Source organism: Rhodothermales bacterium (assembly GCA_039944855.1).
In the GTDB taxonomy this organism is placed as follows: domain Bacteria; phylum Bacteroidota; class Rhodothermia; order Rhodothermales; family JANQRZ01; genus JBBSMX01.
This window is the reverse complement of record JBDUXZ010000034.1, coordinates 101,295-112,094: the sequence shown is the minus strand read 5'-3', so window position 1 is coordinate 112,094 and position 10,800 is coordinate 101,295. Positions and strand designations below refer to the sequence as shown.

Below are 10,800 nucleotides of genomic sequence, written 5' to 3'. Positions count from 1 at the left end.
TAGCTCGTCGCCATTGCAGAATGCGTTGCGGTTTTTCTACCTTCGCTCCCGTTATCCTTTTTCCTCTGATTCCCGAGCCTACGATGCGCGCGAATTCGCTTCTCCTCCTGACGGCCGTGCTCTTCCTCGCGGCCTGTGATTCCAATGATGACGACGGGCGGCTTATCGCCCAACCCGGCCGCTTCAGCGCCACCGTGACCATCGACGGCGGCGACCGGCTCTCGTTCGACGGCCTCGCCAGCGCGAGTCCCGGCCAACTCATCGTCCTCGACTCCGTCTTTGTCGGGGAGGACAGCCTGTTCACTATCGACTCGCTCCGCACGAGCTTTATGATCACGCTTGGTGCGTTCCAGGGAACGGGGCCGGGCCATTTCATCTCGCTCATGCGCGACGGCGAGCGGCCCGAGCCCGGCACGTACACGCTCGGGGGCCTATTCGACCCCACCGAGTTCTCGGCCTTTTTCAGTTCCTTCGACCGCACGGGCTTCCCAGGCGTCGGAACGACGCTCGTCGCCGAGTCCGGCACGCTCACCGTCGAGGCGTCGAGCGATGAGCGCATCGCCGGCCGGTTCGAGTTCCGCGCACGCAGCATCGGGTTCGGCGAGGACGATGAGGCCGAGCAGGCGGCGACGGTTCGGGGGGCATTTGACGCCCAGATTCGGGCTTTCCCCGACGGATTCCCGCGCGGGACGAGCGGGGGCTGACCCGCGGGGCGCGCAGGATTCGTACCATGAGAGATACGCACCCCTAACACTAATCTTTGCAACCTCATGCTACGTCTCTCCTTCCGCCTCCTCTTCACGCTGCTCCTCGTCCTCCCCCTCGCCGCCTGCGACTCCGACGGCGACGGTGATGGAGACGGCGACGGCAACGGCAACGGTACCAACATCGGCAGTTCCAGCGTCACGGTCAGCGGCGGATTCAGCTCATCGTTCGACGGCAGCGCCGTGTTCGGCGTGGCCGAAGACGGAAGCAGCTTCTCGATCGGCATTTTCGAAGGAGCGCTCCCCACCTCCGGCAACCTCAACGGCGAGTTGGTCGCATTCGGCCGGAATGGTGACCGGCCAAGCCCCGGCACGTACTCGTTCGACCCCAGCGACATGGACTTCACAGCCGCGTACGTCAGCGACTTCGCTAACACCACGAGCGGCACGTTCCTCGGGTCGAGCAGCGGCACGCTCACGATCACCTCGTCGTCGAGCGACCGCGTGGCGGGGTCCTTCACGTTTACCGGCCAGGCCATCAGCGGCGGCGGCCCTGTGGGGGCCGTGACAGTTGCCGGCACGTTCTCGGCTGAGTTCGCAACGAACGTCCCTTCGACCGGATTCTAGCCCAGACCCTTCGCACTGTCGGCTGACGCGCCGCGCTGCCTCGGTAGCGCGGCGCGCTTTATTTTCGGGGCCATGCCCGACGCCGCTGCCGCCTCCTCCCCTACCACGCCCGCCCCCATCGCTCCGGCCCTCATCGAAGTCGGGTGGGTGCTCGCGGGGGGGCTCGACGAGGACGAGTTGGCGGCGTGCCGGACGGCGCGGCTCCGCATGGCGAAGGTGCTCCGCGCCGGCTTCCCCGGCTTCCGGTGGCACTTCCCCGTCGCCCACCGCTCCGACTTCCCCATCCGCCGCCGTGTCGAGCCCGTCGACCTCCTCGACCTCGGCGTAGCGGAGCGCGAGGTGCGGAGTTGGGACTTCGCCCTCGTCGTGACCGGGGCGGAGCTGGAGAGCTACTACAAGCCGTTCGCGCTCGCCACCCCGTCGAAGGCCACGGCCGTCGCCTGCCTCTCGACGGCCCGCCTCGACCTCGGCGCGTCCGACGACGACGACGAGGACGACGCCCGTGCGCAGACCGCACTCCTCGCCGGCCGCCTCTTCGCCCTCGCGATGCACGTTTTCGGCGACCTCTGCGGCATCCCCCACGCCGACGAGCCCGAGAGCTTCATGTGGATCCCGAGCGCGACGGCCGACCTCGACGACATGAGGGCCTATACTGACGACGACCACGAGGCGCTGCAGGAAGAGCTCGCCGACGTCGCCGACGTCCGGCTCGAAGAAACGACGACGCACTCGCGGATCGGCCCGGCCCTGTTCTACCTGCGAACCGTGCTGATCAACGGGCGCGACGTGCTCGGCTCGCTGCGGCAGATCCGGCCGTGGCTCTTCCCGCTCCAGTTTAGCAAGCTCACGCTCGCCGCGGCCTCCACGCTCGTCGTCCTCCTCATCACCGAGGAGGCGTGGACGATCGGGACGAGCCAGTCGCCCGCGTGGATCGCGACGTTCGCGACCGTCGCGCTCGGGCTCACGAGCCTCTACATCGTGAAGCGGCAGCACCTCCTCATCCGGCGCGAGCGCGGGCGGCTCACCGAGCAGGTCGCGGTGGCGAACGTCACCGTCAGCCTCGCGATCGTCCTCGGCATGGCGACGATGTTCGTCGTGCTCTTCGGGCTGACGCTCGGCTTCAGCATGCTCCTCTTCCCCGACCCACTCGTGGAGCGGTGGACGGGCCGACCGGCGACGCTCGAGCTCTACGCGACGCTCGCCGGGTTCTCGGCTACGCTCGGCCTGCTCATCGGCGCGCTCGGAGCGTCGTTCGAGGACGAGGCCTACTTCCGCCACGTCACCTACGTCGACGAGGAGGTGTAACGGCTCACGCCGTCGTAGAGAGACGGCGGGCCAGGAGGGCGAGCTCATCGGCCTTCTCCTCGGCGGCGGTCACGCCCGCCTGGAAGATGGCCTCCTTCTCCTGGCTGAACGAGAAGAGCCCGAGCGAGCCCACGCGGGGAACGACGAGCACGTCCGGCCGGTACGTCTGGAGCCGGAACCCTTCGAGCTGCGCCATCATGATGTCGAGCGCGCGCTGCACGACCTCGAGCCCGTTCGGGCGGTCGTCGGGCTCGCGCCCGAAGCGCTGCCGCACGCGATCGGCCCACAGCCCGAGGCCGACCTTCTGCTCCACCTCGTCGTCGGGCTCGTCGAGCGTGCCGTCACCCCATGCCGTGAGCGCGCCGATCCGCTTGTAGAGCTGGACGCCGATGGTGTACGCCGCGCCGCGGTTGACGAGCGCCGAGACCGGCACGTTGTTGCTCACGCCACCGTCGATGAGCAACCGGCCGCCGAGGCGGACGGGCGCGAAGATGCCGGGGAGAGCGCACGACGCGAGGATGGCTTCGACGAGCGGCCCCCGGTCGAGCACCACCTCCTTCCCCGTTTCGAGGTCGGTGCAGACGATGTAGAGCGGGCGTTCGAGGTCTTCGACCCGGCGGTCGCCGAGGTGGCTGCGGAGGTAGGCGGCGAAGTCGTCGGTGGAGACGAGTCCGTAGCGGTCGAAGCGGAGCGAGAAGAGGGCGCGGGTGTTCTGGCTCCGCATCAGCTCCGTCATGTGCTCGACGGAGAACCCGGCGGCGTAGTACGACGCCGTGATGGCGCCGGCGCTGCACCCCGAGACGAGGTCGGCGCGGAGCCCGTACCGTTCCAGCACCGAGAGCACGCCGACGTGCGCCCAGCCGCGCACCCCACCGCCGCCAAAGGCGATGCCGAGGTCGGGAAGAGCTGGGATGGGAGGGCGCGATTCCATCGAAACGAGAAGCAGTGGGGCGGGTGCAGCGGCGGGGCGGCGGGTGAACCACGGAGCACCGGGGCTGTTTCCCCCATTTGGACGCGGAGGGCGCTGCGGGTTTGCCCTGCGGCGGTCCGATTCCGTACCTTTTGTGCCGTTTTAGTTGCTGCCCGCCGTGGCGGCACGGCCCCCTTCGGCCCCCACGGCTTCCCTGTCTGAGCCGACCATCCTGAACTGAGAGAGCGCATGAAAGTACTGTTCGTAGCAGGCGAAGTCGCCCCCTTCTCTAAATCGACGCAGACCGCTCGCCTCGCCCGCGAGCTGCCGGAGCACCTCCAGGAACTGGGCGATTTCGAAACCCGCATCATCATGCCGCGCTACGGGACCGTCTCTGAGCGGCGGAACCGCCTCCACGAAGTCATCCGCCTCTCGGGCAGCGAGATCGAGACGGGCGACCGCACCGAGACGCTGAAGGTGAAGGTGGCGTCCATCCCAGGCATCCGGCTCCAGGTCTACTTCATGGACAACGTCCACTTCTTCAAGCGGAAGGGGCTGTTCCAGGACCGGAAGACGGAGAAGCTCTTCGAGGACAACGCCGAGCGCGCCCTCTACTTCGCCCGCGCCGCGCTCACGACGGTCGAGAACCTCGGGTGGTCGCCCGACATCGTCCACGCCACCGGGTGGATCACCGGCGCCGTGCCGCTCCTCCTCAAAAACGAGTTCGCCGATCACGAGCTGTTCGAGCGCACGAAGTCCGTCTACACCCCCGACGCCGCCGACGTCGACGTGCGCTTCACGGCGGACGAAGCCGAGGCATTCGGCCTCCCGGCCGATGCGGCCGATCAGGAGTTGCGTGACCTCGGCATGGCCTACGCCGACGCCGTCGCCTTCGGCGCGGGCCGCCCCGGCGAGGGCGGCACCGACCTCACCGGCGAGCCCAAAGAGATCGCCGAGAAGGCCGCCGCGCTCTACCGCGAGATCGGCGACGAGGTCGCCGCCTGATCAGTTACCGTGGACAGCGGGTGGTGGACAACCGCTCCGAACGCCCCGGCGGGCATTACCGCCGGGGCGTCTCTGTGTACGGGCGACCCCGAATCGCCTTATCTGGCAACGTGCCATTCCCGACCGAGGCGAGCCTCGCCCCTACGGCACGGAGCGCTCGGCCTCACGAGGGCGACCACATGGGATCGCCCCTACGATCTCGGCGCGACGGCCTCGGTAGTTTTCCAAGCTTCCGCCCACACCTCCACACCTCCACACTCCCACCCCTCTTTTCTCCAACTCTTCCCTCCTGCCCCCCGCCCCCGGCCGTTCCTTTGAATTGCACGCGCCGGCCATACTAGGACCGGCGCGTCCGCGTTAGACCTCCCTATCCGCCCTGCCTCACCCACGCTCGTCTCTTATGCGCCGACTTCGGCCCGCTCGTATCCGCCTCGCCAGCACGTTCGGCGCAGCCGCCCTGTGCCTGCTCCTCCTCGCGGCGTGCGAAGACCCCTCCGGCGTCGGCCTGACCGTGCTCGATCCTGGGGAGAACGACCCGCGCGCCCGCAGCCTCCCCGCCGAGACCGCGTTCGCGCCCCTCACCGACGTCACCGGGGCCTTCCTGACCGCGCAGGGCTTCAGCGCCTTCCGCACTCTCGCCGGCCGCGTGGACGACCCGCTCTTCGGGACGACCTCGGCCCGCGCGTACCTCGACCTCCTCCCGCCGCAGAACCTCCCGGAGGGCTTCCGCGACCGCCCCATCGAGCAGGCCATCCTCCGCCTCAACCGCACCTACGTCTATGGCGACACGACGATGCCGACGCGGCTCGACCTCCGGCAGATCTCGGAGGAGTGGAACGCCGTAGGGGCCGAGGCGGACACGCTCTTCCCCGTGATGGACGAGCTCATCACCTCCTTCGACGTGGCCGCCGGTGACTCCCTCGTCGAGGTCGCGTTACCGGCCGCGTGGATCGCGGCGAATGACACGACGCTCCGCAGCACGAGCTTCTCGACGCTGTTCCACGGCTTCCAGCTCAGCCCAGGCGAAGGGGCAAGCGCCGTATACGGCTTCACCGGGGCATCCACGCTCGAACTCATCTCCGCTGAGGACACCGTGCGCTATGGCGTCTCCGAGCTGTTCTCCGGCATCGAAGGCCCGGAGACTGCCCCAACGGCCGACGACCTCCTCCTCCTGCAAGACGGCACCAGCCGCGGCCTCGAACTGCTCTTCGACCTCGACCCGCTCGGGCAGTCGGCGATCAACGCGGTGTTCCTGCGCGTCAACGCGGACACGGCAGCAGCGGCGACGAACCTGCCCGCTGGCTTCGCCCGCCCCTTCGCCCGCCAGCTCGCGCTCTACGGCTTCGTGACTGATACGACACAAACCCCAGCTGTGGACGTGATCATCACGGATAGCAACGGGAGCCCGGTCCCGTTCGCCGAGGCGACGCTTAACGAAGAGACGCAAACCTACACCTTCGCCTCGTCCCGGATCAACGAGATCTTCCAAGATCAGGTCCTGTCCCGCGCCGAGGTAGACGGCTTTCTGATCGGCTTCTCCCGCGCGACATCCAGCCTCGATGTGGCGCCACTCGTCCAGGCGTCGGCGGGATGCGGCACGGAGAGCGGCATGCCGTGCGAGGGCCCGCGAGCTACCATCTTCCTGATCCCGGCCGACGGGTAGGCGACGTTTCCGCCGCCCGCGTGTCTTTCTTCTGCTGCCGCTCCGCCAACGTCAATAGCTCATGCGCATTCTGTTCCTCTCCCTCCTGTTGATCGCCGGCACGACGGCGGCCGACGCTCAAAGCAACCGCAACTACGGGACGACCTACTCCCGGTTCGGGCTCGGCGAGCGGCTGTCGTTCTCGTCGTCGCAGTCGCAGATGATGGGCGGGGCAGCCGTCGCCCTCCGCTCGGCGACGTACAACGGGCTCGACAACCCGGCGCTCTGGAGCGACATGGCCCTCACGCAATTCAGCATCGCGGCGCAGATCGAGGGCGTCGAGACGGAGAACGCGCTCGGCGACCAGGCCCAACTCTCGAGCGGCTCGCTCGCGGGGCTCCAGTTCGGCGTGCCGCTCCTCTCGAACCGGCTCGGGCTCACGCTCGGCTTCCGCCCGTTCACGCGCGTCAACTACCTCGCCGTGCGCGACGGCTTCGTGCGCGACCCCGACTTCCCCGACGACTCCCTCGGCTACCGCGTCAACTTCGAGGGCGACGGCGGGCTCCAGCAGGCCCAGCTCGGCCTCGGCTACCGGATCGGCCCGGGCGTCTCCGTCGGCGCGAGTGTCGACGTGCTCTTCGGCACGATCGACTACCTCCAGCGGACGGAATTCACGAACACCAGCATCGCCGAAACGCGCGCCGTGGAGTCGACGAAGCTGAGCGGCGTCAGCGCCACCGTCGGCGCACTCGTCTCCACCGTCGGCCTGCTCGGGGAAGAGGACGCCCTCTCCATCGGCGCCTCGCTCTCGCTCCCGACGACGCTCAGCGGGAAGCGCGTGCGGACGCTCGGGTTCTCCCTCGACCAGGACACGCTCGGGGTGGAGCGCTCCGGCGACGTCACCGTCCCCCTCCAGCTCGCGGCCGGGTTCTCGTACGTGCCCGACGCTCGTTGGACGCTCGCCGCCGACGTCCGCTACGAGCCGTGGAGCGGCTTCGAGAGCGACTTCGCCTTCGGCGGGTTCGACGCCGACGCCGGCATCGACCAGCTCCGCGACCGGCTCCGCGTGGGCGGAGGTTTTCAGTTCCTCCCGGCGGGCAACAACCGGCTGCGTCCGTATTTTGCCCGGACTGCGTACCGCCTCGGCGGCTACTACGACCGCGCCTACTTCGACGCCTCCGGCCTCGACGACGGCGCAAGCGAATCCATCACCACGCTCGCCCTCACCGGCGGGGTGAGCCTCCCGGCTGTGCTTCCCACCGCCCGCTTCGACCTCGGTTTCGAGATCGGAACGCGGGGGACGACGGAGCAGGGTTTGGTCCGCGATTTGTTTATTAAGGGCTCGGCCACGATCAACTTCGGCGAGCGCTGGTTCCGCCAGCGCCGACTGGGCTGACGCCGCCCCCACCGCCATCCGCCAGCAACCGACCGACCGATGAACCGCACCCTCTCCGCGCTCGCCTTCCTCGCCCTGCTCCTCGCAGGCCTCGCCCCCACAGCCTCCGCGCAGGCGGACACGGCCGTGGAGTGCACCGACGACGAGAACGAGCGGCGCATCCATTACAGCCTCTATTACGAGTCGTATAAGGCCGGCGACTACGAAGCGGCCCTCCCGGAGCTCCTCTGGATCCTGGAGTGCGCGCCCGGCTTCGGCGGCCCCACGCCCGACGACCGCAACATCCGCCGCGGCATCGAGGTCTACGACAGCCTCGCCGTGCGGGCCGAAGATCCCGCTCAGCAGCAGGAATTCATCGGCAAAGCCCTCGCCCTTTTCGAAGAGGGACCGTCCATGTTACAGGACGACGGTGTGGAGGTGAGTGAATACGACTACGTCCTCCGCCAGGGCCGCTTCATCCAGTCCCGCAACGAGATGCTCAGCGACCAACAGGGCCAGGTCTACGACCTCTACCTCCGCGCCTTCGAGCTCCAGCCGGACTCCCTCGGCGACTACTTCATCAACTTCATCGCCGGTGAGCGGACGCGCCGCGCGGTTCAGGCTGACACGCCCGAGGAGAAGGCCGCTACGCGCGATTACCTCACCGGCACGCTCATGCCGAAGGCCGACGACCCCGCCTACATCCAGGGCCTGATGGACAGCCTCATCACGACCCCGCGTGAGCAGTACGCCTTCCTCAAGGAGAAATTCCTCGCCGACCCCACTGCCCTCGGCGAGGAGGACGTCAAGACGCTGTTCTCGCTCAACCAGAACCCGGAGTTGAAGGATGACGCGCTGCAGGCCCAGCTCATCGACGTCCTCGTGGAGATGGACCCGACGCCCTCGCTCCTGCGGACCCTCGCCCGCGGCGCCACCGACGACGGCGACTTCGACGAGGCGCAGCGCCTCTACGAGCGCGCCCTCGAACTCGCTGAGGACCCCACGGAGCAGCGCGACATCTACTACAACATCGCGGTGATGAAGCAGCAGCAGGGCCAGCTTGCCACGGCGTCAAACTTCGCGCGCAAGGCGCTGGAGATCGACTCGAACCACGGCCCGTCGCTCTACATCCTCGGCAGCGCGATTGCCTCGTCGGTCCGGGGCGGCGACGTGCCCTCCCGCGCCGCCTACTGGTGCGCCGTCGACTACTTCAACCGCGCCGCCAGCGATCCGCAGGTGTCGAGCGCGGCCCGCAACGCCGCCGGCACCTACAGCCGCGCCGCGCCCTCGCAGGAGGAGTACTTCTTCCTCGGGTGGAAGCCCGGCCAGTCCGTCAGCGCGTCCTACGGGTGGGGAAGCTGCTCGACGACCGTACGGTAACCGGCGCCTCGTCTGACCCACGACCGGCGGCTCTCTACAGGGCCGCCGGTCTTTGTCTTTAGCCGCTTCCGACAAGAAGCGGTGAACGGATCGGGAGGACGGTGCCACACGGCGTCTCCTTCGGCTATTTTCTGCCGCTCCCTCTACTGCCTGCCCCTTCCCGATGCGGACCGTCGCTCTCTTCTTCGCCCTGCTCCTCGCGGCCCCGGCCGTGCATGCCCAGCAGGAAGGGCTGCTGCAACCCGACGACGAGTTCAGCCGCGTGCTCCAACGCCAGCGCGTGCTCGGCCGGCTCCCCGGTGCCCACCTCGGCGCCCGCCCGCTCTCGGCCTACACCGCCCGCGCCTATGCGGACTCGGCGCTCGCCGTCGGGGGCCCGCTCGGCAGCGCCGACCGCGCCCTGCTCCGGCGCCTCACCGGGCGGACCGCCGGCCCCGGCGTCGCCACCGTCCGCCGCCTCACCCCGTTCCTCTACGGCGACGGCAACAGCTTCTACTCCGTCCGCGCTGACGACTACGCCCTTGAAGTCGAGCCCCTCGCGAACCTCTCGTATGGACGGGCCCGGCAGTCGGCGCGGGAGGACCGCGAGGCGACGGTCCCGCTCTGGCAGAACACGCGCGGAGTCCGCGCCGCCGGCCACGTCGGGGACCACATCTTCTTCGAGGCACGGCTCGAAGAGAACCAGCGGCGGCCCGTAGCGACAGCGTACGACCAAAGGGTGCTCACCGCCCCCCGGCTCGGGAATAGCAAGATTCAGGACGGCACGACCTACGACTACTTCGTCGCGACCGGCGTCGTGGGCTTTAGGAGCAAGTACTTCGAAGCGCGCTTCGGGCGCGACCGGAACGAGTGGGGCTACGGCCGCACCAGCCTCCACCTCTCCGACTACGCCACGGTCTACGACCAACTCCAGATTCGGACGCAGTTCTGGCGGCTCCATTACACGAACCTGTTCGCCCAGTTCGCCGCGTTCCGCCCGGCCGACGAGCCGCAAGACTCCATCGTTCCCCGCAAGTACGGCGTGTTCCACCGGCTCGCCATCGACCTCCCCGCGCGCGTCCAGGTCGAGCTGTTCGAGTCCGTCATCTTCGCCTCGGACTCCACCGGCGCCGGCCGCCGCCCGGGCTTCGACCTCGCCTACCTCAACCCCATCATCTTCTACCGCGCCGTCGAGCACGACCTCGGCAGCCCCGACAACGCGCTCCTCGGTGCCGGCGTCTCGTGGGTCGCCACGCCGGGCGTCGAACTCTACGCGCAGGGCATCCTCGACGAGTTGACCGTGAGCGAGTTCGGGAACGACTGGTGGGGCAACAAGTGGGGCTACCTCGTCGGGCTCTACCTCGTCGATCCGGGCATCGGCGAGACGCGGCTACGCGACTTCGACCTCCGTGTCGAGTACGCGCGGCAGCGGCCGTTCCTCTATGGGCACCGGACCGAGGCGACGGCCTACGTCCACTACGGCGACTACCTCGGCCACCCGGCCGGGCCGAACTCGTCGGACCTCGCCGTCTTCGCCACGTACCGCCCGTGGGCGCGCCTGCTGGCCGCCGTCAACCTCGCGTTCACGACGCGGGGCCGGGACCCCGAGGGCGAGATCTTCGGCGCCGACCCGACCCGGCCGTACAGCGAACGCGACCGGAGCCTCGACCGCTCGGCAGAGACGTTGCGCGGGATCCGCCAGAACCTCGTGCTCGCCGAAGCTCGCATCGGCTACGAGCTGCTCCCGTCCCTCTTCGTCGAAGGCACCCTCCGCGCCGAGTCGGTGGACGACGCCGAGCGCGGGCTCGACCGCTACGTCGCCCCGTCCGCCGCGCTTCGCTGGGGCCTCCCCTTCCAGAGCACGCGCTACTAG

General features: G+C 68.8%; 9 protein-coding genes. 8 read left to right on the top strand and 1 reads right to left on the bottom strand.

Translation table 11 applies throughout. The annotated features are described in order from the left end of the window. The first annotated feature begins 83 nt into the window (after nucleotides 1-83). From ABJF88_17485 to ABJF88_17475, 3 genes are all read left to right on the top strand, one after another. Nucleotides 84-704 (top strand): hypothetical protein, encoded by a 621-nt coding sequence (locus tag ABJF88_17485; protein ID MEP0548732.1) that lies wholly within the window; start codon nucleotides 84-86, stop codon nucleotides 702-704. A 66-nt stretch (nucleotides 705-770) separates the two neighbouring features. Beyond that, a complete protein-coding gene (locus ABJF88_17480; protein ID MEP0548731.1) occupies nucleotides 771-1,331 on the top strand; it encodes a hypothetical protein in 561 nt (186 codons plus the stop codon). Nucleotides 1,332-1,403: 72 nt separating this feature from the next. After that, a complete protein-coding gene (locus tag ABJF88_17475) occupies nucleotides 1,404-2,636 on the top strand; it encodes a DUF2391 domain-containing protein (protein MEP0548730.1) in 1,233 nt (410 codons plus the stop codon). A gap of 4 nt (nucleotides 2,637-2,640) precedes the next feature. On the opposite strand, the gene ABJF88_17470 is transcribed toward ABJF88_17475, so the two are convergent. Next, nucleotides 2,641-3,567 carry a patatin-like phospholipase family protein gene (locus tag ABJF88_17470; GenBank protein MEP0548729.1) on the bottom strand — a complete coding sequence of 309 codons (927 nt, stop codon included), beginning with the start codon at nucleotides 3,565-3,567 and terminating at the stop codon, nucleotides 2,641-2,643. A 228-nt stretch (nucleotides 3,568-3,795) separates the two neighbouring features. Between ABJF88_17470 and ABJF88_17465 the strand changes: the two genes are divergently transcribed. The 5 genes from ABJF88_17465 (at nucleotide 3,796) to ABJF88_17445 (ending at nucleotide 10,800) form a co-directional block, all read left to right on the top strand. Continuing rightward, nucleotides 3,796-4,551 carry a glycogen/starch synthase gene (locus ABJF88_17465; GenBank protein ID MEP0548728.1) on the top strand — a complete coding sequence of 252 codons (756 nt, stop codon included), beginning with the start codon at nucleotides 3,796-3,798 and terminating at the stop codon, nucleotides 4,549-4,551. Between the two features lie 400 nt (nucleotides 4,552-4,951). Next, nucleotides 4,952-6,214, top strand: coding sequence for a hypothetical protein (locus tag ABJF88_17460; GenBank protein MEP0548727.1), 1,263 nt, complete (start codon nucleotides 4,952-4,954; stop codon nucleotides 6,212-6,214). 61 nt (nucleotides 6,215-6,275) lie between these two features. Continuing rightward, the gene (locus ABJF88_17455) at nucleotides 6,276-7,589 is read left to right on the top strand and encodes a hypothetical protein (protein ID MEP0548726.1); all 1,314 of its coding nucleotides are present in this window, start codon (nucleotides 6,276-6,278) and stop codon (nucleotides 7,587-7,589) included. 39 nt (nucleotides 7,590-7,628) lie between these two features. Then, nucleotides 7,629-8,948 (top strand): tetratricopeptide repeat protein, encoded by a 1,320-nt coding sequence (locus ABJF88_17450; GenBank protein MEP0548725.1) that lies wholly within the window; start codon nucleotides 7,629-7,631, stop codon nucleotides 8,946-8,948. A gap of 163 nt (nucleotides 8,949-9,111) precedes the next feature. Then, nucleotides 9,112-10,800 (top strand): capsule assembly Wzi family protein, encoded by a 1,689-nt coding sequence (locus ABJF88_17445; protein ID MEP0548724.1) that lies wholly within the window; start codon nucleotides 9,112-9,114, stop codon nucleotides 10,798-10,800.

Bases quoted from the DNA above. Each gene is read 5' to 3' on its own strand.
- ABJF88_17485 (MEP0548732.1), top strand. From the start codon at position 84: ATGCGCGCGAATTCGCTTCTCCTCCTGACGGCCGTGCTCTTCCTCGCG.
- ABJF88_17480 (MEP0548731.1), top strand. From the start codon at position 771: ATGCTACGTCTCTCCTTCCGCCTCCTCTTCACGCTGCTCCTCGTCCTC.
- ABJF88_17450 (MEP0548725.1), top strand. From the start codon at position 7,629: ATGAACCGCACCCTCTCCGCGCTCGCCTTCCTCGCCCTGCTCCTCGCA.
- ABJF88_17460 (MEP0548727.1), top strand. From the start codon at position 4,952: ATGCGCCGACTTCGGCCCGCTCGTATCCGCCTCGCCAGCACGTTCGGC.
- ABJF88_17470 (MEP0548729.1), bottom strand. From the start codon at position 3,567: ATGGAATCGCGCCCTCCCATCCCAGCTCTTCCCGACCTCGGCATCGCC.
- ABJF88_17445 (MEP0548724.1), top strand. From the start codon at position 9,112: ATGCGGACCGTCGCTCTCTTCTTCGCCCTGCTCCTCGCGGCCCCGGCC.
- ABJF88_17475 (MEP0548730.1), top strand. From the start codon at position 1,404: ATGCCCGACGCCGCTGCCGCCTCCTCCCCTACCACGCCCGCCCCCATC.
- ABJF88_17465 (MEP0548728.1), top strand. From the start codon at position 3,796: ATGAAAGTACTGTTCGTAGCAGGCGAAGTCGCCCCCTTCTCTAAATCG.
- ABJF88_17455 (MEP0548726.1), top strand. From the start codon at position 6,276: ATGCGCATTCTGTTCCTCTCCCTCCTGTTGATCGCCGGCACGACGGCG.